The 23,183-nt window shown below is 61.0% G+C and carries 25 protein-coding genes and 1 pseudogene; 15 read left to right on the top strand and 11 right to left on the bottom strand.

Annotated elements, in window-relative coordinates:
• Nucleotides 1-21 precede the first annotated feature (21 nt).
• Complete coding sequence (locus AB4Z20_RS27100; RefSeq protein ID WP_256211728.1) at nucleotides 22-147, bottom strand: hypothetical protein; 126 nt, start codon at nucleotides 145-147, stop codon at nucleotides 22-24.
• 147 nt (nucleotides 148-294) lie between these two features.
• Entirely contained in the window at nucleotides 295-672 is a 378-nt protein-coding gene (locus AB4Z20_RS27095) for a hypothetical protein (RefSeq protein ID WP_018610995.1), read from the bottom strand.
• A gap of 247 nt (nucleotides 673-919) precedes the next feature.
• On the opposite strand from AB4Z20_RS27095, the gene AB4Z20_RS27090 reads away from it, so the two are divergent.
• Entirely contained in the window at nucleotides 920-1,870 is a 951-nt protein-coding gene (locus AB4Z20_RS27090; protein WP_018610993.1) for a YihY/virulence factor BrkB family protein, read from the top strand.
• Nucleotides 1,867-2,406 carry a peptide deformylase gene (gene def, locus AB4Z20_RS27085; RefSeq protein WP_258690501.1) on the top strand — a complete coding sequence of 180 codons (540 nt, stop codon included), beginning with the start codon at nucleotides 1,867-1,869 and terminating at the stop codon, nucleotides 2,404-2,406. The genes AB4Z20_RS27090 and def overlap by 4 nt, the downstream gene beginning before the upstream one ends.
• 127 nt (nucleotides 2,407-2,533) lie before the next feature.
• Here the strand turns inward: def and AB4Z20_RS27080 are convergent, their stop codons facing one another.
• From AB4Z20_RS27080 to AB4Z20_RS27070, 3 genes are all read right to left on the bottom strand, one after another.
• Complete coding sequence (locus AB4Z20_RS27080) at nucleotides 2,534-2,953, bottom strand: GNAT family N-acetyltransferase (protein ID WP_442091090.1); 420 nt, start codon at nucleotides 2,951-2,953, stop codon at nucleotides 2,534-2,536.
• A 289-nt stretch (nucleotides 2,954-3,242) separates the two neighbouring features.
• Nucleotides 3,243-3,467, bottom strand: a complete 225-nt coding sequence (locus AB4Z20_RS27075) for a hypothetical protein (RefSeq protein ID WP_408980837.1) — start codon at nucleotides 3,465-3,467, stop codon at nucleotides 3,243-3,245.
• Between the two features lie 149 nt (nucleotides 3,468-3,616).
• Nucleotides 3,617-4,648 carry a LacI family DNA-binding transcriptional regulator gene (locus AB4Z20_RS27070; RefSeq protein WP_442091087.1) on the bottom strand — a complete coding sequence of 344 codons (1,032 nt, stop codon included), beginning with the start codon at nucleotides 4,646-4,648 and terminating at the stop codon, nucleotides 3,617-3,619.
• Nucleotides 4,649-4,864: 216 nt separating this feature from the next.
• On the opposite strand from AB4Z20_RS27070, the gene AB4Z20_RS27065 reads away from it, so the two are divergent.
• Nucleotides 4,865-5,398 carry a gluconokinase gene (locus tag AB4Z20_RS27065; RefSeq protein WP_003198590.1) on the top strand — a complete coding sequence of 178 codons (534 nt, stop codon included), beginning with the start codon at nucleotides 4,865-4,867 and terminating at the stop codon, nucleotides 5,396-5,398.
• A 92-nt stretch (nucleotides 5,399-5,490) separates the two neighbouring features.
• Nucleotides 5,491-6,843 carry a GntP family permease gene (locus AB4Z20_RS27060; protein WP_253472099.1) on the top strand — a complete coding sequence of 451 codons (1,353 nt, stop codon included), beginning with the start codon at nucleotides 5,491-5,493 and terminating at the stop codon, nucleotides 6,841-6,843.
• A 152-nt stretch (nucleotides 6,844-6,995) separates the two neighbouring features.
• On the opposite strand, the gene alaC is transcribed toward AB4Z20_RS27060, so the two are convergent.
• The gene (gene alaC, locus AB4Z20_RS27055) at nucleotides 6,996-8,213 is read right to left on the bottom strand and encodes an alanine transaminase (protein WP_003198594.1); all 1,218 of its coding nucleotides are present in this window, start codon (nucleotides 8,211-8,213) and stop codon (nucleotides 6,996-6,998) included.
• A gap of 208 nt (nucleotides 8,214-8,421) precedes the next feature.
• Between alaC and AB4Z20_RS27050 the strand changes: the two genes are divergently transcribed.
• The gene (locus tag AB4Z20_RS27050; protein WP_442091085.1) at nucleotides 8,422-9,084 is read left to right on the top strand and encodes a LysE family translocator; all 663 of its coding nucleotides are present in this window, start codon (nucleotides 8,422-8,424) and stop codon (nucleotides 9,082-9,084) included.
• A gap of 80 nt (nucleotides 9,085-9,164) precedes the next feature.
• On the top strand, nucleotides 9,165-9,653 hold the full coding sequence (locus tag AB4Z20_RS27045) for a GyrI-like domain-containing protein (RefSeq protein WP_253472103.1): 489 nt from the start codon (nucleotides 9,165-9,167) through the stop codon (nucleotides 9,651-9,653).
• Nucleotides 9,654-9,788: 135 nt separating this feature from the next.
• On the opposite strand, the gene AB4Z20_RS27040 is transcribed toward AB4Z20_RS27045, so the two are convergent.
• A complete protein-coding gene (locus AB4Z20_RS27040; protein ID WP_253472105.1) occupies nucleotides 9,789-10,274 on the bottom strand; it encodes a GNAT family N-acetyltransferase in 486 nt (161 codons plus the stop codon).
• A 140-nt stretch (nucleotides 10,275-10,414) separates the two neighbouring features.
• On the opposite strand from AB4Z20_RS27040, the gene AB4Z20_RS27035 reads away from it, so the two are divergent.
• The 4 genes and pseudogenes from AB4Z20_RS27035 (at nucleotide 10,415) to AB4Z20_RS27020 (ending at nucleotide 12,658) form a co-directional block, all read left to right on the top strand.
• Nucleotides 10,415-10,849 (top strand): YybH family protein, encoded by a 435-nt coding sequence (locus tag AB4Z20_RS27035; RefSeq protein WP_214511665.1) that lies wholly within the window; start codon nucleotides 10,415-10,417, stop codon nucleotides 10,847-10,849.
• Nucleotides 10,850-10,916: 67 nt separating this feature from the next.
• The gene (locus AB4Z20_RS27030; protein ID WP_003198606.1) at nucleotides 10,917-11,261 is read left to right on the top strand and encodes a YciI family protein; all 345 of its coding nucleotides are present in this window, start codon (nucleotides 10,917-10,919) and stop codon (nucleotides 11,259-11,261) included.
• 27 nt (nucleotides 11,262-11,288) lie between these two features.
• Nucleotides 11,289-11,414 (top strand): annotated as a pseudogene (locus AB4Z20_RS27025) (polyketide cyclase); the annotation flags it as partial.
• A gap of 8 nt (nucleotides 11,415-11,422) precedes the next feature.
• Complete coding sequence (locus AB4Z20_RS27020; RefSeq protein WP_442091082.1) at nucleotides 11,423-12,658, top strand: RNA polymerase sigma factor; 1,236 nt, start codon at nucleotides 11,423-11,425, stop codon at nucleotides 12,656-12,658.
• 299 nt (nucleotides 12,659-12,957) lie between these two features.
• On the opposite strand, the gene AB4Z20_RS27015 is transcribed toward AB4Z20_RS27020, so the two are convergent.
• The 4 genes from AB4Z20_RS27015 to AB4Z20_RS27000 form a co-directional block, all read right to left on the bottom strand.
• Nucleotides 12,958-14,301: an imelysin family protein gene (locus tag AB4Z20_RS27015; protein WP_253472109.1), complete on the bottom strand. Its 1,344-nt coding sequence runs from the start codon at nucleotides 14,299-14,301 to the stop codon at nucleotides 12,958-12,960.
• 271 nt (nucleotides 14,302-14,572) lie between these two features.
• The gene (locus AB4Z20_RS27010) at nucleotides 14,573-16,624 is read right to left on the bottom strand and encodes a putative bifunctional diguanylate cyclase/phosphodiesterase (protein WP_214511668.1); all 2,052 of its coding nucleotides are present in this window, start codon (nucleotides 16,622-16,624) and stop codon (nucleotides 14,573-14,575) included.
• Between the two features lie 295 nt (nucleotides 16,625-16,919).
• Nucleotides 16,920-17,516, bottom strand: coding sequence for a superoxide dismutase (locus tag AB4Z20_RS27005; protein ID WP_024619656.1), 597 nt, complete (start codon nucleotides 17,514-17,516; stop codon nucleotides 16,920-16,922).
• 175 nt (nucleotides 17,517-17,691) lie between these two features.
• Nucleotides 17,692-18,294, bottom strand: a complete 603-nt coding sequence (locus tag AB4Z20_RS27000) for a LysE/ArgO family amino acid transporter (RefSeq protein WP_253472112.1) — start codon at nucleotides 18,292-18,294, stop codon at nucleotides 17,692-17,694.
• Between the two features lie 97 nt (nucleotides 18,295-18,391).
• Between AB4Z20_RS27000 and AB4Z20_RS26995 the strand changes: the two genes are divergently transcribed.
• The 5 genes from AB4Z20_RS26995 (at nucleotide 18,392) to AB4Z20_RS26975 (ending at nucleotide 22,855) form a co-directional block, all read left to right on the top strand.
• The gene (locus AB4Z20_RS26995; protein ID WP_253472114.1) at nucleotides 18,392-19,291 is read left to right on the top strand and encodes a LysR family transcriptional regulator ArgP; all 900 of its coding nucleotides are present in this window, start codon (nucleotides 18,392-18,394) and stop codon (nucleotides 19,289-19,291) included.
• Between the two features lie 85 nt (nucleotides 19,292-19,376).
• Complete coding sequence (locus AB4Z20_RS26990) at nucleotides 19,377-20,369, top strand: NAD-dependent epimerase/dehydratase family protein (protein ID WP_253472116.1); 993 nt, start codon at nucleotides 19,377-19,379, stop codon at nucleotides 20,367-20,369.
• 192 nt (nucleotides 20,370-20,561) lie between these two features.
• Nucleotides 20,562-21,434 carry an ATPase gene (locus AB4Z20_RS26985; RefSeq protein WP_442091078.1) on the top strand — a complete coding sequence of 291 codons (873 nt, stop codon included), beginning with the start codon at nucleotides 20,562-20,564 and terminating at the stop codon, nucleotides 21,432-21,434.
• A gap of 255 nt (nucleotides 21,435-21,689) precedes the next feature.
• Nucleotides 21,690-22,532: a cache domain-containing protein gene (locus AB4Z20_RS26980; RefSeq protein WP_092144280.1), complete on the top strand. Its 843-nt coding sequence runs from the start codon at nucleotides 21,690-21,692 to the stop codon at nucleotides 22,530-22,532.
• A gap of 182 nt (nucleotides 22,533-22,714) precedes the next feature.
• The gene (locus AB4Z20_RS26975) at nucleotides 22,715-22,855 is read left to right on the top strand and encodes a hypothetical protein (RefSeq protein ID WP_253478700.1); all 141 of its coding nucleotides are present in this window, start codon (nucleotides 22,715-22,717) and stop codon (nucleotides 22,853-22,855) included.
• Nucleotides 22,856-23,183: the final 328 nt, after the last annotated feature.

Genomic DNA, 23,183 nt, shown 5'->3' with positions numbered 1-23,183 from the left:
GATCTTGATCTGGACGCCCCGTTAAACCACGCTGGCCGAACGCAGGCATTGCGCAGTGGGCATCCCGGCATGGATGCCGGGATAGCCGCGCTGGGCCATGGATGGCCCTTCGCGGCGGCCCACGGAGCAATGCCGGAGTGAGGGCATGCCGAGCCTGAGCGAGGCACCGAGTGGTGGGGCAAAGCGTTTTTGCTTACTTTTGGCGCTCTTCCAAAAGTGAGCCGCTGTAAGAGCGGAACCCTAAGCCGCCGTTACGCAAAAAACGGATATACACACCAAAGCTAGGAAATCGCATTACAACCTGAACTGCGCAAAATCCAGATTGGTACCACCCGGCCGCATGTCCTGAAGATAGGAATCCTTGTCAGCGCTCAGTTCCAGACTCAAGGCTGCCTTGCGTTTACCCTGGTTGCGCACTTCCAGGCCTTCCATTTTCTCGCGCAGGAACACGGTCGGCACCTTCAGGTGCAGCAGCTCATCGGTGGCCGGCGTGTGCAGCAGCAGGTGGATCCATTCGTACTGACCAATAGCCAGGCGACCCACCGGGATATCGAACCAGAAGATGTTGCGGTTACGGTTCAATTCGCTGAAGTGGCAGTTGTTGACGCCCAGTACGGCGCCGCCCAGATCCTGGTTTCTGCGGGCGATGGCCTGCTTTTTATCGAGTTTCATAACGTTCCTACGGGGTTGGAGCTTCAGGCCGCAGCCTGAATACGTGGGGCATTCTCGGTGGTTGCCGGGCAAACATAAAGCCCCGCCTGTAGGAACAATGAAACTTGGCTCGGCAATCGCCGGTCAATTCAGCGTCGAGCATGAAAGACGAAATTGATCCAACGTCGCCAAACAGGCTACTTTGTTGTGATAACGGCCCCTGAGTCGCCAAGCGACCCCCTTTTTTTTGCGGCGAAAGGAGACGCACATGATGTTCCCGGCCTTGAAAGGCTTACCCTTGCATCGTGTGATGATGCGCACCGTGACCGAGTTTCTCGACGACGAGATGTCGACCTACGCCTCGGCATTGGCCTACCAAATGCTGTTTTCGCTGTTTCCATTCATTCTCTTTTTGATCGCGTTGATAGGCTTCCTGCACCTGCCGGACTTCTTCTCCTGGCTGCGCCTGCAATCGGAGCTGGTGCTGCCGCCCCAGGCCCTGGAGCAGGTCAACCCGGTGATCGACCAGCTCCAGCAATCCAAGGGCGGATTGTTGTCGGTAGGTATCGTCATTGCGTTGTGGACTGCCTCGGCAGGCGTGCGGCTGATGATGAGCGCGATGAACGCCGCCTACGATGTGGTGGAAGGTCGCCCGGCCTGGAAGCGTTTTCCGCTGTCGATCTTCTACACCGTCGGCATCGCCGGCATGTTGCTGGCCGCTGCGGCATTGATGGTGCTCGGGCCACAGGTGATGGGCTGGATTGCGGCCCAGGTTGGCTTGGAGGAGTTCATTGTCACGCTCTGGACGATCGTGCGCTGGCCGGTGATCGTGATCTTGCTGATGGTGGCCGTGGCGCTGATCTATTACGTGATGCCCGACGTCAAGCAGGAGTTTCGCTTCATCACGCCGGGGTCGGTGCTGGCAGTAGTGGTGTGGATCATTGCCTCCCTGGGCTTTGCGTTTTACGTCAAGACCTTTGCCAACTACAACGCCATGTATGGCAGCATCGGTGCGATCATCGTGTTGTTGCTGTATTTCTACATTTCTGCGGCGGTGCTGTTGCTCGGTGCGGAGATGAATGCGGTGATCGAGCACATGTCCACCGAGGGCAAGAACCCGGGCGAAAAGAGCGCGGGCGAGCACGAAAAGCAGCATGTGTCGGGCCTGGGCCGCGACCATTCCATCCCTCATCCCCACCCTGACGAAGCCCGACCATGATCCGTGACATCCTGAAAATGGGCGACGACCGCCTGCTGCGCATTGCCCCGCCGGTGCCTGCCGAAATGTTCGACAGCCCAGCGTTGTGGCAATTGATCGACGACATGTTCCAGACCATGGAAAGCGTCGGCGGCGTCGGCCTGGCAGCGCCACAGATCGGCGTGGACCTGCAACTGGTGATCTTCGGCTTCGAGCACAGCGAGCGTTACCCCGACGCCGAGGCGGTGCCCCAGACCATCCTGATCAACCCGCTGATCACCCCACTGGGTCCGCAGATGGAAGAGGGTTTCGAAGGTTGCCTGTCAGTGCCGGGCCTGCGCGGGGCGGTCGAGCGCTACCAGGACATCCGCTACGAAGGCTTCGATCCCAAGGGCGAGCCGATCGTGCGTTACGCATCGGGCTTTCATGCGCGGGTGGTGCAGCATGAATGCGATCACCTGATCGGGCGCTTGTACCCGTCGCGCATCAGTGATTTCAGCAAGTTCGGGTTTACCGAGGTGATGTTCCCGGACCTGGACCCCACGGCCGACGACTAACTCATGATCGACATACATCCCCTGTGGGAGCGAGCCTGCTCGCGATAGCGGTGTGTCAGCCACCATTGATGCAACTGACTTGACGCCATCGCGAGCAAGCTAGCTCCCACAGTGGGCGGTGTGATCTTTAGGGTTTTGCAGGCGCAAGCCCCATCGCAATCATCGGCTTGCTACGCGCATACCGGCTCAGGCGCTCAGCCATCGCATAGGGCAGTTCGGGGTCGAAGCTGAAACCCCGTCGCTCATAAAAACCGCGCAAGTCCGGGTGGCAGAACAGCCACACCGGCTCATTCACGCCGTTCACCGCTTCGGCGATCAACCGTGCGGCGATGCCTTGTACGCGGTACGCCGGATCGACGAACAACCCTGTCAACCAATGCCCGCCCGACACCTGCCGCAGGCACAGGGCGGCGACGATTTCATCGCGCCGCGCCACCCAAAGCTGTGCGTCACGTACCGCTTTCATCGAGGATTGGTGGGCGCGATAGAACTTGTTCATCAGCGGCCAAAGCGATGCTTCGAGCGCTGCGTAATGGATTTCGGACATGACAGGGTCGTGGGCGATAAGGGGAGGGCGATTATAAAAGAACGCAGGTGCGGCGATAGGTGTATACCTGACTTCACATCCCGTATGAGTGGAGTACGTATCATGTCCAAAGGCATGGATTCAAAAAAAGCGGCAAAGAAAAAACCGGCGAAAACTGCCGATGAAAAGCGCGCCGACAAAAAAACCAAGAAGGTGAACCTGTTCGGTCATTGAGCCGATACTGCCTCGGTTGGCCTCAGGTTTGAGCTGGGGCGCTCCCCAGCTCAAACGCTGCGCCATGTGCCGAGGCTCAAAGCGAGGCGAGAAACCTGTCAGTGGCCGAGGCTTTGTCGTCGGTGCGGCTCTGCTGGGCTTTTTCCACTTGTGCCATCGCCGACTTGTCCTGCATGCGCTGGGCAATCTCCTGGCTGACCGCCATCTGCTTCTGAGGCGGCATCGCCTCGAACTCTTCCTCGGTAATGCCCATCTCTTCGAGAATGCTGTCGCGCAGGCGCTCTTCGGGCGTCTTGCTCATGTAGTCCTTGAATTTTGCCGCCGCAGAACCTCCAAGCGTCGTGGTTTCTTCGGGCGCTGGTGAAGCTTGTGGGCAGGAACGCGGCGAGGGCGGCCAACCCTTGCCGGCGGACGGCATGGATCGACCGTATTGGCGTGCGACGGGCAGGCTCAGGTGCTTTCGCGGACCTTGAGCTCAAAGCCCATGTCCACCACCGGCTGCGCGATGCGGTTGCCGGCCATTAACGTCAGCATTTGCTCGGCGGCGCGGCGGCCGATGGCTTCCCGTGGGGTGCTGATGCTGCTCAGGCGCGGCACAGTGTGGGCCGAGGCGGGCAGGTCGTTGAAGCCCAGCACCGAAACCTGCTCGGGAATCTTGATGCCGCAGCGAAGGGCCTCGAACAAGGCACCGTGGGCCAGGTCGTCGTTGCCGAAAAAGATCGCATCGACGTCCGGGTGGCTGTCCAGCAACTGCAGGAACAACTCGCCGCCCAGGCCTACCGATGACGGGCGTGGGGTCAGCAGTTCCAGGTCCGGGTCATACAGGCCGGCTTTCTGCAGGGCGCGGCGAAAACCTTCGCCACGCAGCAGGGTGCGTTGGTCCAGTTGCGCGCCGATGTAGGCCAGGCGCTTGCGGCCTTTGGAAATCAGGTGCTCAGCCGCCGTTTCGCCGGCCTTGAGCTGGGAAAAGCCGACGCAGTTGAGCCCGGCGCCCGGGTCCAGCTCCATCATGTACACGCAGGGAATGTTGCTGGCCTCGATCATGCGTCGGGCGCTTTCGGTGCGGTCGAAACCGGTCAGCAGCAAACCACGCGGCTGATAGGCCATGTAGTTGCGCAGCAGGTCTTCTTCTTCGTCCCGGGAGTAGTGATAGTTGCCGATCACCACTTCGAAACCCTTGGGTCGCAGCACCCGATGAATGGCTTCCAGCGTGTCGATGAACAACAAGTTGGACAACGACGGCACCAGCACCACCACCGAATGGCTCTGGGCCGAAGCCAGGGCGCGGGCGGCGGGGTTGACGACGTAGTTGAGCTGCGAGGCGGCCTGGCGGACTTTTTCCACCAGGTCGACGGCTACGGTGCTAACGCCGCGCAGGGCACGGGAGGCGGTGATGGGGCTGACACCGGCCAGGCGTGCGACTTCATTGAGCGTGGGGCGACCGGTGGTGCGAGTATTCTTATCGTTTTTAGGGACGGTCATCAGGGCGGCTTGCCAAACAAAAATCAAGGCACTAAGGTAGCGCTGTCTCGACGCGGCTGCAATTGCGTAAGTGGGGTTTGCCTGATCTCCCGTGTGCTGGTGTCGTGAACGAACATGCTGCAACCACAAAAATGACAAGAAGGCGTCGGCAACTTCTGCTTTTGCTGCGGTGTCATAACTGGCAAAGGTAGCGCTGTCTGCGCGCTGAGGTGTTACATGAATAATCCCATCACCGCCCTGGTCATCATGGGCGTTGCCGGTTGCGGCAAAACTTGCGTCAGCCAGGCGCTATGCGAGCTGAGCGGCGCCACTGCCATCGAAGGCGACACTTTCCACCCTGCGGCCAACATCCAGAAGATGAGCGCCGGTATTCCCTTGAACGACGACGACCGTGCCGGCTGGCTCGACAGCCTGTGCGATGAGTTGCGCCGTGTCGACGCCACGGGCGAACGCCCGGTGCTGACCTGCTCGGCCCTCAAGCACAGTTATCGCGAGCGTCTGCGCAGTGCCTTGCCTGGCCTGGGCTTCGTATTCCTTGAATTGACCCCCGAAGTGGCCGCCGACCGCGTTTCCCATCGTCCCGGCCATTTCATGCCGTCGACCCTGATCGACAGCCAGTTTGCCACCCTGCAATCCCCTGTCGGCGAGCCCCTGACCCTGGCTCTGGATGCGTCCAGCCACAGCGTTGAAGAGTTGGCGCATCAGGCTTACGTCTGGTGGTTGGACCATGGTTTGAAGCTTGCCGGCTGAGTTTCAAAAAGTTTGCGTCAGAAAGATAGCGCTACCCCGACGGCTAACCAATAACTGCTTCAATAACAACAACAAATCAGGAGACACCTCCCATGTTCGGCATGTCCCACGAGACGTTCCTGCTGCTTGATGCAGTGGTCACGGTGATCGGACTCATCATCCTCATCACCAAGTTCAAATTCCACCCGTTCATTGCACTGACCATCGCCGCCGCGTTCCTCGGCCTGACGTCGGGCATGCCGACCGGCACCATCATCAAGGCGTTCCAGGACGGCTTCGGTGGCGTGCTGGGCTTTGTCGGCATCATCCTGGCGCTGGGCACGATGCTCGGCAAAATGATGGCCGAGTCGGGCGGGGCCGACCAGATCGCCCAGACCCTGATCCGCGCCTTCGGCAAGGACAAGGTGCAGTGGGCCATGATGTTCGCCGCGTTCCTGGTGGGCATCCCGCTGTTCTTCGAAATCGGCTTCGTGCTGCTGATCCCGCTGGTGTTCATCGTCGCGCGCCGCACCGGCGTGTCGATCATCAAGATCGGTATCCCGCTGTTGGCCGGTCTTTCCGCGGTCCACGGCCTGGTGCCGCCACATCCGGGGCCGCTGCTGGCGATTGGCGTATTTGGCGCCGACATCGGCAAGACCATTCTCTATGGCCTGATCGTAGCGCTGCCGACGGCCATCATTGCCGGGCCGATCTTCGGTACGTTCATTGCCAAGCACATCCCCGGCCATCCGAACCAGGAGCTGGTGGACCAACTGGCCCGTGAGACGGACTCCGCCGAACTGCCAAGCTTCAGCATCACCCTGATCACCGTGCTGTCGCCGGTATTCCTGATGCTGCTCAAGACCTTCGCTGACGTGGCGCTGCCCGATGGCAACCTCTTCCGCGCCTGGATGGACATGATCGGCCACCCGATCTCCGCGTTGCTGCTGGCGCTGCTGCTGTCGCTGTACACCTTCGGCTACAAGCAGGGCATCGGTTCCAGCCAGATGCTCAAATGGCTGGACGCCAGCCTTGCACCGACCGCCGCGATCATCCTGATCATTGGTGCCGGTGGTGGCTTCAAGCAGATGCTGGTGACCAGTGGCGTGGGCGATGTGATCGGTCACATGGCGGTGAGTGCGCAGATCTCGCCGATTCTGTTGGCGTGGCTGGTGGCTGCGGTGATCCGCATTGCCACAGGCTCGGCGACGGTGGCGACCATTACCGGTGCCGGGATCGTGGTGCCGGTGGTGGGGATGATGCCGGGTGTGAACCGTGAGCTGCTGGTGCTGGCGACCGGTGCCGGTTCGTTGATCCTGTCCCACGTCAACGACGCAGGCTTCTGGCTGGTCAAGCAGTACTTCAACATGACCGTTGCTGAAACCTTCAAGACCTGGACCGCGATGGAAACCATCCTGTCCGTGGTGGGGTTGATCTTTATCCTGCTGCTGTCGCTGGTGGTCTGAACCTGTGGGAGCGAGCTTGCTCGCGATGGCGGACTGACAGTCGACTCTTTCGCTGACTGTTATGCCGCTATCGCGAGCAAGCTCGCTCCCACAGTGGTTTCTGGTGATCAGCAGAGCCAGGGTGGGAGCAAACTCCCACCGTTGGTCTTGAGTCAGGCGCCAGGTTTGTTTATCAACCCATCCGCCCGGAACATCCCGCGGATCCCGCGCACGGCCTGACGAATCCGGTCCTGGTTTTCGATCAGCGCGAAGCGCACGTGATCATCCCCATATTCCCCGAACCCCACCCCCGGCGAGACGCAGACCTTGGCTTCGGCCAACAGCTTCTTGGCAAACTCCAGTGAGCCCAGGTGGGCATAGGCTTCGGGAATCTTGGCCCAGACGTACATCGACGCCTTGGGGTTTTCCACCATCCAGCCCAGTTCATGCAGGCCCTTGACCAGTACGTTGCGGCGCTGGCGGTACTGCTCGGCGATGTCGCGCACGCATTGCTGGTCACCTTCAAGGGCGGCGATGGCGGCCACTTGCAGCGGGGTGAAGGTGCCGTAGTCGTGGTAGCTCTTGATCCGTGCCAGGGCGTTGACCAGTTCCGGGTTACCTACCATGAAACCGATACGCCAGCCGGCCATGTTGTAGCTCTTGGACAGGGTGAAGAACTCCACCGCGATGTCTTTCGCGCCGGGCACCTGCATGATCGACGGGGCTTTCCAGCCGTCGTAGACGATGTCGGCATAGGCCAGGTCGTGGATCACCAGGACGTCGTACTGCTTGGCCAGCGCGATGACCCGTTCGAAGAAATCCAGCTCCACGCACTGGGCGGTGGGGTTGGAGGGGAAGCCGAGGATCATCATCTTCGGCTTGGGAATCGAGCCGCGGATGGCCCGCTCCAGTTCAGCGAAGAAATCCACCCCAGGCACCAGCGGCACCGAACGCACCTGGGCGCCGGCGATCACCGCACCGTAGATGTGGATCGGATAGCTGGGGTTGGGCACCAGCACCGTGTCGCCCTGGTCCAGGGTTGCCAGCATCAGGTGGGCCAGGCCTTCCTTGGAACCGATGGTGACGATGGCTTCGGTTTCCGGGTCGATGTCCACCTCATAGCGGTCCTTGTACCAGCGCGAAATGGCGCGGCGCAGACGCGGGATGCCTTTGGAGGTGGAATAGCCGTGGGTGTCTTCCCGCTGGGCGACGGTGACCAGCTTTTCCACGATGTGCGGGGGCGTGGCGCCGTCGGGGTTACCCATGCTCAAGTCGATGATATCTTCGCCGCGCCGACGCGCAGCCATCTTCAGCTCGGCAGTGATATTGAATACGTAAGGGGGGAGTCGATCGATGCGCGCAAAGCGGCGCGGCGAACCTTGTTCGGCCATTGTTGCCTCGAGATACGTGAGCGCCCGGAACCGTCCGAGCGACGTTGGCCACTGCGGTGGCCTGCGGCGCAAGATAATCGGGCGGATGTGGGATTGTCCAGTAGCCGCGCGCAACTATTTTCGACGACACTGTCGACCTTGCCACGCAGCCATCAACGCCGGCTGTGGGCAGTTGAATTCGCTGTAGCCCAATCGAACGGAATGAATGATGGAATTTTCCAGCGGTTTCCTGCTGAGTCTCTCCCTGTGCCTGGACATTGGCGTGGCCAATATCGCGATGATCACCCTGGCGATGCAGCGTGGTTACTTCCAGGGTTTCGCCCTGGGCCTGGGCACCTGCGTGGGCGACCTGATCTACGCCGTCCTGGCCTTGGCGGGCATGACAGTCCTGCTGCAATACGAGGCGGTGCGTTGGGTGCTGTGGCTCGGTGGTTCGGTGCTGTTGCTGTATTTCGCGGCGAAGATGATCCATTCGGCGATCTATCACAGCGCCGTGCTCGCCGAAGCCGGGGAGGTGCAGGGCAACTCCTCGCGCCAGGAGTTCTTTCGCGGGATTTTCCTGGCCATGTCGTCGCCCAGTGCCATCCTCTGGTTCGCTGCGGTGGGCGGCACACTGATCGCGCGTTCGGGTGGCGGCACCTTGCTCAGCTCGGCGTTGTTCCTCAGTGGTTTTCTCTGCGCCGGGTTGTTGTGGTGCGCGGCCCTGTGCCTGGCGGCAACCCAGGGTGGCAAATTGTTGGGGGATAAACTGCTGCGTTACTCCTATTGGGCATCCGCCGCGATCTTCTGCTATTTCGCGGTGTACGTGATTGTTTCTGGCTACAACGAGTTTGTAGGAAAAGCCGTCACCAACGCCTTGCCTGGAATCTGACCAGCGAAACGGGCCCGGCAATCACGGTTTGGCTTCTATACTGCCAAATCCAACTTCACGTTTTGCTGGAGTGTTGCCGGATGGAAAAGCCCAAACGCGATTACACCGTCGAACCACGCTTTGAACAGGGACGTTTTCAGCTTATCGCCGGCTTTGGTGCTCGGTTTACCCAGGACACTGCCCAGGACATCCCTTTGCTCTGGGAAAAGTTCCTGCCCTGGCTCGGCAAGGTGCCAGGGGAGAAAGATGAAGTGACCTACGGCGTGTGTTGCAACCCGGACGGGAAGGGTGGGTTCGAATACATCGCTGGTGTGGAAATCAGCCGGCTCGACGATCTGCCGGAGCAATACCGCTGGATCGAAATCCAGCCTGGGTATTACGCCGTCTTCGAACATAAGGGGCCGTTGAAACAACTACCGGACACGTTCCAATACATCTGGAACGAGTGGCTGCCACATTCCGGTCATACAGCCGCCGAGCTGCCGGAGTTCGAGCGCTACAGCGAGGATTTCAACCCCAGGACCGGCGAAGGCACCCTGGAGATCTGGATCCCGCTCAAGCCAAACTGATCGTCGCGGGTCCCTGTGGGAGCGAGCTTGCTCGCGATAGCGGCGGATCAGCCAACGTCGATGGCGACTGATATGCCCTCATCGCGAGCAAGCTCGCTCCCACATTTAGCATCTATTGATCGTTGACTCTGTTTGTCAAAACACCAACCCCATCCGCCGCTCGTAACCGATGCGGCCCTTGTAGGCCTCGCCACTGTCGACCCAGCCCAGCCGGGTGTACAGGCCGATGGCCGAGTCGTTATCGGCGTCAACCGACAGTTCCAGCCCGCGGATTTCCGGCCAGGCGGCTCGCGCCACGGCGGGTAGCGCCTGCAGGCAGGCCTTGCCATAACCTTTGCCCTGGACCCGGTGATCGACTTGCAGGGCATGCAGGGTGGCGCTGTGTTCATTGGCCCAGGCGGGCAGTACCGGTGGGCGCTTGAGCAGCAGGAAGGCCACCGGCACCTCTTCAGCCAATAGTGCAAACCCTTTGACCCCCGGGCCGGGCTTGGACAGCAGCGTGTGCAGGGCACCGTGGATATCGCCAGCGAACTTGATCTGTTCGGGGTGGATTTCGATGGCGCTGACCTGTTCGCGTTGCAGCGGGGTCAGGTCTTCATAGGGTACGAGCTGAGCGGTCACAAGAACGTCCGTTGTTTGCCGACAGAATAGGACCTGGATTCTAGCGAATTTTTTCTTTGAATTATTTTTGTTGGGTTGTCGATTCGCTGTTTCTCCAAACGACAAAGGGTGTCTTCAACAAAAACCTGCGGAGAATCACCATGAATACCCAAGCCACTGAAACCGAAATCCAGGCCCTGATCGACACCTATCGCCAAGCGGTCATGGCCAAGGACGTTGAAAAGGTCATGGCACTCTATGACGAAGACATCGTCTCGTTCGATGCCATCCAGGCCTTGCAATTCAAGGGCAAGACCGCTTACCGGGCCCATTGGCAAGCCTGCATGGAAATGTGCCCCGGCCCGCACAAGTTCGACTTCCATCAGGTCAAGATTACCCCGGCAGAGAACATCGCCTTCGCCCACTGGCTGACCTATTGCGGCGGCACCAACGACAAAGGCGAGGAGCAGGCCTGTTGGATGCGTGTGACGGCCTGCTACCGGCGTGTAGCCGGGCAATGGCGGATCGTCCATGAACATTGGTCCGCGCCGTTCGACCCGATGGCCGGTACGACGCTGTTCGACCTGCAACCCTGATCGTCGGTTTTTTTGCTGAGCCTCATTCTGCCGTCCATAGTTGATCAGTCCGATCACGGAGCCTTCCATGAAGTACCTATGCCTGGTGTATAGCAACGAACACACGCTGCACAACTCGCCCGACAGCCCGGAGGACGCCGAGTGCATGGCCTATGCCGAGTCGATCCAGGGCAGTGGGCGGATGCTGGCCGCCGAGGCCCTGGAGTCGGTGCAGACCGCCACCACGGTGCGCATGCGCGGCGGCAAGCTGTCGATCACCGACGGCCCATTCGCCGAAACCAAGGAGCAACTGGCGGGCTTCTACCTGATCGATGCCAAGGACCTCAACGAAGCCATCCAGGTCGCCGGCAATATCCCGGCGGCCCGGGTCGGCTGCGTCGAAGTACGACCGGTACGCCAACTGAACCCCTGAACAACAAATACAAACAGGACTTCATTCATGAACCTTGCAACTGCTCCTTACGCGTTATCCATCAGCCGAATGATCGACGCCCCGCGTCAGAAGATTTTCTGCGCCTGGAATGAGCCGGCCTTGCTGGTCCAAGGGTGGGGCTTCCAAGGCATGCCCGACTGATGTCGGTCGAAGCGGTCAAGGCGCGGGTCGAGCAGGTTTATCGGCAAGACTCGCGGCGGATCCTGGCGACGTTGATTCGCCTGCTGGGGGACTTCGACCTCGCCGAAGAAGCCATGCACGAGGCCTTCTTCATTGCGGTCGAGCGCTGGCAGCGCGACGGGGTACCGGATAACCCGCGGGCCTGGCTGGTATCTGCCGGCCGTTTCAAAGCCATCGACAGTTTGCGCCGGCGCGCGCGTTTCGCCGCGTCCCGGCCGATGTTGATCGCCCAGCTCGAAGCGCTGGAGCAGGGCCAGTGGAGTGACGAAGACGTGGAAGACGATCGCCTGCGGCTGATTTTCACCTGTTGCCACCCGGCCCTGGCGGCGGACGCCCAGGTGCCCCTGACGCTGCGGGAAGTCTGCGACCTGACCACCGAGCAAATCGCCCGGGCGTTCCTCGCCGCCCCGGCAGCCATTGCCCAGCGTATCGTGCGGGCCAAGGCGAAAATCCGCGATGCCAGGATCCCCTACCAAGTACCGTCCCGCGCGGAACTGCCGGAACGGCTGGACAGCGTGCTGCGGGTGATCTACCTGGTGTTCAACGAAGGTTATTCGGCCTCGATGGGCGCCGAGCTGACCCGCGAAGACCTGACGCGCGAAGCCATCCGCCTCGGGCGTCTGCTGATGGAGTTGCTGCCCGAGGCTGAGGTCATGGGGTTGCTGGCGTTGATGCTGCTGCACGAATCCCGGCGCCCGGCGCGAACGTCATCGACCGGTGAGCTGATCCTGCTGGATGAACAGGCGCGATCCTTATGGGATGCCGAGCTGATCGCCGAGGGCTGTGCGTTGGTGGAAGCCGCGCTGAAAACCCGGCGGTTCGGGCCGTACTGCCTGCAAGCGGCGATTGCGGCGGTGCATGCCGAAGCCCCGACGGCGCAGGAGACCGACTGGCCGCAGATCGTCGGGCTTTATGATGTGCTGTTGCGGGCCGTGCCGTCACCGGTGATCGAACTCAACCGCGCCGCCGCTCTGGCCAAGCGCGATGGGCCGGAAGTCGGCTTGCGCCTGGTCGAGGCGATCCTGGGGCGTGGGGAATTACTCGACTATCACCTGGCCTACTCGGCGAAGGCGGAGTTCTGTCGTCAACTGGGACGATTGGACGAGGCGAGGGCGGCGTATCGACGCGCGCTTGAGTTGACGCAGCAATTGCCGGAACGGCGGTTTATCGAAGGGCGGCTGGCGGGGTTGCAGTGATGACCACGAGCGACGAAATTCCTGTGGGAGCGAACTTGCTCGCGATAGCGTCGGCACAGTCAGCATCGCTGTTGCTTGACCCACCGCTATCGCGAGCAAGCTCGCTCCCACAAGGGAAGTGATGACTGACCACGCATTTTCGAACCACCGGAAACCACTGTGGGAGCGAGCTTGCTCGCGATAGCGGTAGACCAGCCAACATCAATGTCGACCGATAGACCCCAATCGCGAGCAAGCTCGCTCCCACAGGTGTGTGGCTTGGCTGGCTGCGTTAATCCGCTTCAGCCAGCCGGCGTTGATCAGAACTCGTGATCAGCGTTGTCCGGGTTCAGGTCGCTGATACCCAGTTTGCCCGCAGCCTGTTCGATCGAACCGGTCTGCTTGACCAGTGCGGCGATGGCGTCGCGCACGATCTGGTTGCCCGCGGTGTTGCCGGCGGCGATCAGTTGGTCGTAGTGCTCACCTTTGTTGGCGTGATCGACCATGACCTGAATCTTGGCTTCGGTGTCGGCCAGGTCAGCCTTGAGCGCGGTGTCCGCGGCCGGATCGGCCTTGGCGACCAGGGACGACAGGCTCGCGCCGGTCATCTTGGTGCCGTCGGCGCGAGTGTATTCGCCCAAGTACACGTTACGCACGCCCTTGGCATCGTAGAAGTGCGAGTTGTGGGTGTTGTCGCTGAAGCAATCCTGCTCGTCTTCTGGCGAGTTGGCTTCCAGTGACACCTTCATGCGCTCGCCCGCCAGTTCACCCAGGGACAGGCTGCCCATGCCGAACAGCATCTTGCGCAGGCCGCTTTCGGCTGGCTCGGCTTCCAGGGTGGCGCGGTAGTTGTCGGCCACGTTCGGCTTCCAGTTGCCGACCATCTCTTCGAGGTCGTTGACCAGCAGTTGGGTCACAGACTTGAGGTAGGCACGACGACGGTCGTTGTGACCGCCGGTGGCGCCAGCACCTTGCAGGTAGTCCGACGCAGGGCGGTTGCCCGCACCCGGGCCGGTGCCGTTGAGGTCCTGGCCCCACAGCAGGAATTCGATGGCGTGATAGCCGGTGGCGACGTTGGCCTCGGAACCGCCCAGCTCGTTCAGGCTGGCGAGTTTTTCCGGGGTGATGTCCTTCACGTCGACCTTGTCTTCGCCGACCTGGACTTCGGTGTTGGCGATGATGTTGGCGGTGGCGCCCGGGTTGCCCAAGGCGTGCTCGTAGGATTTGTCGACGTAGTCGATCAGGCCCTCGTCCAGGGGCCAGGCGTTCACCTGGCCTTCCCAGTCGTCGATGATGGTGTTGCCGAAGCGGAACACTTCGCTTTGCAGGTAAGGCACGCGTGCGGCGACCCAGGCAGCCCGGGCGGCCTTCAGAGTCTCGGCGTTCGGCTTGGCCAGGAACGCGTCGACGGCGGTTTGCAGGGTTTTGGCCGTGGATTCGGCATCGCTGTAGACGGCATAGACGATGTCGGCATAGTGCGCGACAACGGCCTTGGCGGCAGCTTCGTCGACTTTGCCGGCAGCAGCAGGGGCGACCGGTGCCGCGGTGCTGGCGGCAGGCGTTGGCGCTTGCGGCGCGGCGGCCTTGTCTTTGCCTTCACCGCAACCGGCGAGGGAAATAGCGATAGCCAGCAGACTGGCGGTAGCCAGGGGCATACGAATCATGGCAAACATCCTGCTTCGATGATGGATGGGACAGGCGCGAGGGTGCGCAAAACTGCGACATAATGCGAAAGATTTGCATTATGTGTAAAGGGTTGCAGGTGTAAATATTTCTTATTTAATGATGGGAGATTGCCGCCTTCGATAGCGTCTGTAGGAGCTGTCGAGCGAAGCGAGGCTGCGATCTTTCCCTGGACGCTTGAGTCTCAAGCGAGCAAACCAAAGATCGCAGGCTTCGCCAGCTCCTACAGGGACGTGGCAGGTGGGGGAGAAATCAGATGATGGAAACCTTGCTGCGCTCGGCCTGCTTCAGGTAAAGGCCCAATTCCCGTGCCGGCAGCGGTTTGCTGTAGTAATACCCCTGACCTTCGTGGCAGCCCTCGGCGATGATGTAGGCTTCCTGCTCGACCGTTTCGACGCCTTCGGCAATGACCTGCATGCCCAGGCTCTTGCCCAACTGGATGATGGCCCGGACGATGGTTGCATCGTCCTCGTCGTCGAGCAGGTCCTGGACGAAGCTCTTGTCGATCTTGATCTTGTCCAGCGGCAGGCTCTTGAGGTAGCTCAGGGACGAATAGCCGGTCCCGAAGTCATCGATGGCAATCAGCGCCCCGGAGCGGCGCAGGCTCAGCAAATGCTGGGCAGCGGTGGTGATGTCCTCCATCAGGCCGGTCTCGGTGACTTCCAGCTCCAGGCTGCGCGGCGGCAGCCGGTACATTTGCAGGAGATTGTTCACCACCCTCGGCAGTTCGGCGTGGTGCAGTTGCACCGTCGACAGGTTGACCGCCATGCGCAGGTCGAGGAAACCCTGGTCGTGCCATTCGCGCAATTGCCTGCACGCCTGGTCCAGCACCCATTCACCAATGGCGATAATGGTGCCGTTCTGCTCGGCCAGGGGAATGAACAGATCCGGCGGCACCAGGCCGTGCTCGGGATGGTGCCAACGGATCAGGGCTTCGGTGCCCACCACCCGCAGGTCGCGGTAGCTGATCTGCGGCTGGTACACCAGGCTGAATTGCTCGCGGGCCAGGGCCTCGCGCAGGTCTTTTTCCAGTTCGCGACGGCGGCGCATCTCGCTGTCGACGCTGGCGATGTAGAACTGGTAGCGATTGCGCGAGCGGCTCTTGGCCAGGGTCATGGTCTGCTCGGCTTTCTGCAACAGTTTCTCGGTGCTGTCGCCGTCTTCGGGGAAGAGGGTGATGCCGATGGTGGCCCGCAGGCGGATTTGTTGATCGTCGATGGCGAACGGCGCTTCCAGGTCATCGAGGATACTCTGGGCCAGTTCGGCGGCTTCGTAAGGCTGTTCGATGTCGGCCTGGACCAGGGCGAACTGATCGCCCCCCAGCCGCGCCAGTGCGCCGAGCCGGCCGCTGTGGGCCCGCAGCCGATCGGCCAGGGCCAGCAGCAGCTGGTCGCCGGTCTGATAGCTGAACTGTTCGTTGATGCCCTTGAAATCATCCAGCCCCACACACAGCACCGCCACCCGGCGTTGCAGGCGCCCGGCGTCCACCAGGATCTTGTCCAGTTGCTGTTGCAGCTGCTGGCGGTTGGGCAGGCCGGTGAGGAAGTCGTACTGGGCCATGCGCAGCAGGCTGTTTTCCGCTTCATGGCGCAGGTGCGTGTTGCGCTCGATGGATTCGAGCAGTTGGTTGGCCGTATTGATCCACAGGCCCAGCTCGTTTTGTTCGTGGCCGCGCAACTGCGGGATCTTGTGGGCGCTGGGGCGATCGGGGTTGATTTCGGTCAGGTGCTGGATGATCCGCGACAACGGTTTGGTCAGCAGCCAGTGATAGACCAGGTACAGCACCAGGCCCATGGCCAGGGCCCGCAGCATCCCGGAAATGAAAATGATCACCGAGCTGACGATGAAACCCTCGCCGTAGGTGGCGGTGTCGAGGGTAATGCTCAGGTCGCCGTAATATTCGCTATAGGGGCCGCGTCCCACCAGTTGCGTGGTGAAGGTGCGCTCCTTGCCCAGGATCAGGTCGGTCAGCCAGCGGCTTTCGGAGTGCTGCAAGGGCCGGGTTTTTTCGGCGAGCATGGTTTCGCGTGGATGGCCGATGGAAGCCATGCGTACGGCTTCGTCCTGGAACAGCCCCTCGATCACTTGCATGCCCATCTCCCGGTCCAGGCTGTAGACGGCCTGGGTCGAAGGATCGCGGAACATGTCGAGGATCCGTTGGGCGTCACTGGCGACGGCCTGGTTGGTTTTGTAGGCATCGAACACAATCTGGGCGCAGCTCAAGACCATGCCAACGATCAATGCCGAGAGGAGCACGACCCGGAGCAACTTCACAGACAAGCTGTTCTTGAGTTCCAGCTTCAAAGAGTGGTTCCTTGTTCCGTGCGGGTAGCGTCAAGTTGCCATGAGTATTGGCAATCCTGTGATGTCAGTCAAAGGGACAATCAAACACAAGGGTTTTCGCTTGAAACCTGACCGATGTACGTTCTTTCCAGAGTGATTGCTCTACGACCATTGTGTCGGTTGGAAGGGGCCGGAACTTGAGGCCTCCAGGGATTTTTTCTTGGGGTTCCAGACGCGAGGTATTTTGCCTGCGGTCATTTTTTTCCGGCAAAAAAAACCCGGCACGACGCCGGGTTTTCTTGTCTGGCATCGGCGCTTAGGCGGTGAAGGCTTTGCCTTCGAACTGCTCGGCGACGAATTTCCAGTTGACCAGGTTCCAGAACGCTTCGACGTATTTCGGACGAACGTTGCGGTAGTCGATGTAGTAGGCGTGTTCCCACACGTCGCAAGTCAGCAGCGGAGTGTCGCCGCTGGTCAGCGGGTTGCCGGCGCCGATGGTGCTGGCCAGGGCCAGGGAACCGTCAGCCTTTTTCACCAGCCAGCCCCAGCCGGAACCGAAGGTGCCGATGGACGTCTTGCTGAATTCTTCCTTGAACTTGTCGAACGAACCGAAGGCCTTGTTGATGGCTTCAGCCAGCGCGCCGGTTGGTTGACCGCCGGCGTTTGGCGCCAGGCAGTTCCAGTAGAAGGTGTGGTTCCAGACCTGAGCGGCGTTGTTGAAGATACCGCCCGAGGAAGTCTTGACGATTTCTTCCAGGCTCTTGCCTTCGAACTCGGTGCCAGGCACCAGGTTGTTCAGGTTCACGACATAGGTGTTGTGGTGCTTGTCGTGGTGGTATTCCAGAGTTTCTTTGGAGATGTGCGGCTGCAGTGCATCGTGTGGATAGGGCAGCGGCGGCAATTCGAAAGCCATGGTGATTCTCCTAATCAGGTCAGTTGCGGTGAGCGCAAGGCCGATCACGGGCGGCCAGACTAGCGCCGGGGAGTTTGTACTCTTTGCGGCGCAGGAGTCGGATCATAGCACCGGGGGTGCGGCATAACCACGCAACAACTGTGTGGAATAGAGGTTCCAGAGCGGTTTGGAATAATCAGCCGTTGACGATCAATTGCACCGCCACGGTCAACATCATCACTGCCACCAACAGGTCCAGGATCCGCCAGGTGCTTGGACGGGCCAACCAGGGGGCCAGCCATGCCGCGCCGATGGCCAGGGTGAGGAACCACAGCAGCGAGGCACTGGCCGCGCCCACGACATAGGCACCGGGTACGCTCTGCTGGGCACCGAGGGAACCGATCAGCAGCACGGTGTCGAGGTAGACGTGGGGGTTGAGCAGCGTCACCGCCAGGGCGCTGAGCAGCACCGCCCGCAGCGAGCGCACGGCCTGGTTCTCACCTTGCTGCAGGCTTTGTTTCGAACAAGCCCGACGCAACGCCTGGCTGCCGTACCAGAGCAGGAAAACCGCGCCACCCCAGCGGGCAATTGCCAGCAACATCGGGCTCTGGGCCAGCAGCGTTGCCAGTCCGAATACGCCAGCGGCCACCAGCAGTGCATCGCAGGTGATACACAATGCGGCTACCGGCAAGTGATGCTCGCGGCGCAGGCTCTGGGCCAGCACAAACGCGTTCTGCGCGCCGATGGCCATGATCAGCCCGAGGGCCACCAGCAGTCCGTTCACATAACTTTGCCACATGATTTTTACTCCCCATCGATACCTGAATGCTGGCCATTCTCCGGTGGCAAGCTGTATAAGAAAAACCAATCCTGCTGATTGCTCATTAGGAAAACTGATGTTCGATTACAAATTGCTTTCTGCCCTGGCTGCCGTGGTCGAGCAGGCCGGTTTCGAGCGCGCGGCCCAGGTGTTGGGTTTGTCGCAATCGGCCATCTCGCAACGGATCAAGCTGCTGGAGGCTCGGGTCGGCCAGCCGGTGCTGGTGCGTGCCACGCCGCCGGCACCCACGGAAATCGGCCGACGGCTGCTCAACCACGTGCAGCAGGTGCGTCTGCTTGAGCGCGACCTGCAAAGCCTGGTGCCGGCGCTGGATGAAGAGGGCCTGCCGGAGCGTTTGCGCATCGCCCTGAACGCCGACAGCCTGGCGACCTGGTGGGCGGCGGCGGTGGGCGATTTCTGCGCCGAGCAGCATCTGTTGCTCGACTTGGTGGTGGAGGACCAGACCGTTGGCCTCAAGCGCATGCGCGCCGGTGAAGTGGCGGCGTGTGTCTGCGCCAGCGAACGCCCGGTGGCGGGCGCCCGCAGTGTTTTGCTGGGGGCGATGCGCTACCGGGCGCTGGCCAGCCCGGCGTTCATCGCCCGGCATTTCCCAGGCGGCGTGCGGGCCGATCAACTGGCCCGTACGCCGGCATTGGTGTTTGGCCCGGATGATTTCCTGCAGCACCGCTACCTCGCGTCCGTGGGCGTGGAGGGCGGTTTCGAGCACCATCTGTGCCCCTCGTCCGAAGGTTTCATTCGTCTTGCTGAAGTCGGGCTCGGCTGGGGGCTCGTGCCGGAGCTGCAAGCGCGCGAACAGCTGGAGCGCGGCGTGCTGGTGGAATTGCTGGCAGATAAACCGATCGATGTACCGCTGTACTGGCATCATTGGCGCAATGGCGGGCAGTTGCTTGGCTTGTTGACCGAACAGTTGATCCGCGCCTCCCGGCAGTGTCTGGTGCCTTGGGAGGCGCCGTAGACGTCAAGCTGCAGGTAAAAGCGGCGCACAGATAAATTTGCAGGTTGTAGCGCGAGGCTCGTAACCGCATTTCTTAGGAGCATTCATGAAAATTCTGGTCACTGGCGCGAGCGGCTTCATCGGCGGGCGCTTTGCGCGTTTTGCCCTGGAGCAGGGCCTGGATGTACGGGTCAATGGTCGCCGGGCCGAGAGCGTGGAACACCTGGTGCGTCGCGGTGCACAGTTTGTCCAAGGGGATCTGAGCGACCCGCTGCTGGCCCGGGATTTGTGCCTGGATGTCGAGGCCGTGGTGCATTGCGCCGGTTCCGTGGGGCTTTGGGGTCGCTACCAGGATTTCCACCAAGGCAATGTCCAGGTCACGGAAAATGTCGTCGAGGCCTGCCTCAAGCAGAAGGTGCGCCGGCTGGTTCATCTGTCCTCGCCGTCCATCTACTTCGACGGTCGTGACCATCTCGGGTTGACCGAAGAACAAGTGCCCAAGCGTTTCAAGCACCCTTACGCCGCCACCAAGTACCTGGCCGAGCAGAAAGTCTTCGGCGCCCAGGAGTTCGGCCTCGAAGTGCTGGCCCTGCGCCCGCGTTTCGTGACCGGTGCCGGTGACATGAGCATTTTTCCGCGGCTGTTGAAAATGCAGCGCAAGGGGCGCCTGGCGATTGTCGGCAACGGGCTGAACAAGGTGGATTTCACCAGCGTGCAAAACCTCAACGAAGCGCTGCTCAGCAGCCTGCTGGCTACCGATTCGGCCTTGGGCAAGGCCTACAACATCAGCAACGGGGCACCGGTTCCGCTGTGGGATGTGGTCAATTATGTGATGCGCCAGATGGAAGTCCCACAGGTCCGGCGTTATCGTTCCTACGGCTTGGCTTATAGTGTCGCGGCCCTGAATGAAGGTTTCTGCAAATTGTGGCCGGGCCGCCCCGAACCAACGCTGTCGCGCCTGGGCATGCAGGTCATGAACAAGAATTTCACCTTGGACATCAGCCGGGCCCGGCATTATCTCGATTACGACCCGCAGGTCAGCCTGTGGACCGCCCTTGATGAATTTTGTGCCTGGTGGAAGGGTCAGTGGCCTGTATGACTCGTCGCAGCGCCTTGGCTATGAATTTCTGGCATCCGAATTTGAACTAACGAACTAGCCATACAGGCCACCGAACACCCGCTGATCGGCCCGTCATGAACCGAGTGCCATGTTTGGGGTCAATCGGTGCGGCGGGCGAGGGGGTTATACTTGCCGTATCAAGCCATCACCGGTTTCCCAAAGGTTGAACCAATGCCCATGCGTAACGATGCCAACGACGACTTCGACGATGTACCGAGCCTGCGGATGCGGGCCGACATTCCCGATGACGATGACTTTCTGCCCAACCGCCAGCCCCCTGCGCAAGCCCGCTCTGCGCCCGCTGCCGCGGCGGCCAAGGTCAAGGGCCCCAGCACCGGGCCGCTGTGGGCATTGGTCGGTGCGTTGTTGTGTGCGTTCGGTTTCCTGGCATGGTGGAGCTTCCAGCAGATTTCCCTGATGGAACAGCAATTGGTGGCGACCCAGGAAAGCTTCGCTCGGATCAGTGAAGATGCGGCGGGGCGCTTACAGGAATTTTCCGGCAAGGTCGTCGCCGGCCAGTCCAATGTGATGAGCGACAGTGAGGCCTTGAAGCTGCAGATCAAGCAGTTGGAAAGCAAGCTGCAGGATCAGGGCAAGCAATTCGACAGCAAACTGATGGAGCAGTACAAGCAACAGCAAGCGACCTTCGGTCCGTCCGCCGACCTGGACAAGGAACTGGCCCAACTCATTGCCCAGGCCACTGAACAACAGAACACCAACACCCAGTTGCAAGCGTCCAACAAGGAGCTCCAAGCCCAGGTCAAGACGCTGGTGGCTGAAGTTACGGCCCTGAAAAGCCAAGGCGAGGGTGGTGCCCTGGATGCTCAGCTCAAGAGCATCGGTGCCGACATCACCGCCCTGAAAAGAGCCACCTCCAACTCGGCCATCGACCGTCTGGAGCAAGACGTGATCGTGCTCAAGAGCCAGCAGGACAAGGGCGGCAACACTGCCGAGTTCGACGCCTTCCGTGGCCAGGTCACTCGTAACATCAACACCTTGCAAGCGCAGATCCAGAACTTGCAGCAGCAACTGCGCAGTCAATAAGCCTGTTGGCGTTTGTTCGCGATAGTGGCGTGTCAGTGCGCATCATGCTGAATGTGCCGCCGCTATCGCGAGCAAGCTCGCTCCCACCGGGTAAGCACCTCCAGTGTGGGAGCGAGCTTGCTCGCGATGACGTCCTGTCAGTCAGTATCAATACCCACTGACGCCCCAGGCCTCCCCAGCAATTCCCTGAATACTCCAACATCACCCCACGCCGTCTACGCTCTTGAAACACCAACAAGAACGAGGGGCGCGCATATGGGTTTTTTTCACAGGATGGCCTGGCTGGGCGCAATGCTTGTGCTGGGGCTGGCACCGGTTCATGCAGCGACACCGGATGACGGCCAGGCGGCCCGCTCGCTGCTGGAAAAGGCCTTGGCCTACTACCACGACAACGGCGACAAAGCTTTTGCCGCCTTCAGTCGCCAGGGGGAATTCGTCGACAAGGATCGTTACGTATTCGTGGTGGATACCCAGGGTGTGATGCTCGCCAGCGGCGGGCCTTCCTCAGCGCTGATCGGGCGAGACGTGTCTGAAGTGCTGGGCCCGGACCTGCGCAAAGCCTTCAAGGACGCCTTGAAGACTCCCGAGGCCAGTGGCATCCAGCAAGCCGAGTACCGTTGGCAGAACTGGTCGGACGGCAAGGTCGAGCGCAAGCATGTGTATTTCCAGCGCGTTGGCGAGCGGATCCTGGCCGTCGGCTACTACCTGCCACGGGCTTCCGCCGAACAGGCCAGGGCGTTGCTGGACAAGGCCTCGAGCGACCTGCTGAAAAACGAGAAAGCCACGCTGACGGCGGTCAATTCCCTCAAGGGCGGTTATCTGCAGGATGACCTGTATGTCTTTGTCGTTGATCTCAATACCCGGCGGTATGTCGGCCACGGCACCAACCTGCGCTTGATCAATACCGATTTCGCCAAGGTCAAGGACCCCGATGGCAAGCCGGTGGGGGAGCCGATCCTGGCCATGATCGGCAAGCAGGATGTGGGGGAGTATGAGTATCGCTGGAAGAACCCGGTGACCGGGAAGGTCGAGGACAAGCATGCGTACCTGAAGAAGGTTGGGCATTTTCTGGTGGCGGTGGGGTATTACAGTCCTTGAGGGGGCTTCGTTTGGTGTGTATATCCGTTTCTGCGGTAACGGCGGCTTATGGTTCCGCCCTTACGGCGGGTCACTTTTGGAAGAGCCGGGAGCCGGACCAGCCAAAAGTAACCAAAAACGCTCATGCCCCACCACTCGGTGCCTCGCCTAGGCTCGGCATGCCTGAACGAAGGCATTGCTCCGTGGGCCGCCGCGAAGGGCCATCCATGGCCCAGCGCGGCTACCTCGGCATCCATGCCGAGGTGCCCACTGCGCAATGCCTGCGTTCGGCCATCGTGGTTAACGGGGCGCCCGAGATCAATGTCCGCCACGAGGCGGCCTGATAGCCGACCTGGTTCTTGGTGGGACCGCGTTTCTCCTGTGGGAGCGAGCTTGCTCGCGATGGCGGTGGTTCAGTCACATGGATGTTGAGCTGACTGGCCCCATCGCGAGCAAGCTTTGCTCCCACAGATCTGACGGGTGTACGACCAGGAGAACCAGGTCGGCTATCAGGCCGCCTCGGGGTGGACGTTGATCTCGGGCGCCCCGTTAACCACGCTGGCCGAACGCAGGCATTGTGGAGTGGGCATCCCGGCATGGATGCCGGGATAGCCGCGCTGGGCCATGGATGGCCCTTCGCGGCGGGCCCACGGAGCAATGCCGGAGTGAGGG

Source organism: Pseudomonas sp. KB_12 (genome assembly GCF_052114545.1).
GTDB classification, from domain to species: domain Bacteria; phylum Pseudomonadota; class Gammaproteobacteria; order Pseudomonadales; family Pseudomonadaceae; genus Aquipseudomonas; species Aquipseudomonas brassicacearum.
This window is presented reverse-complemented; position numbering and strand designations above follow the sequence as displayed.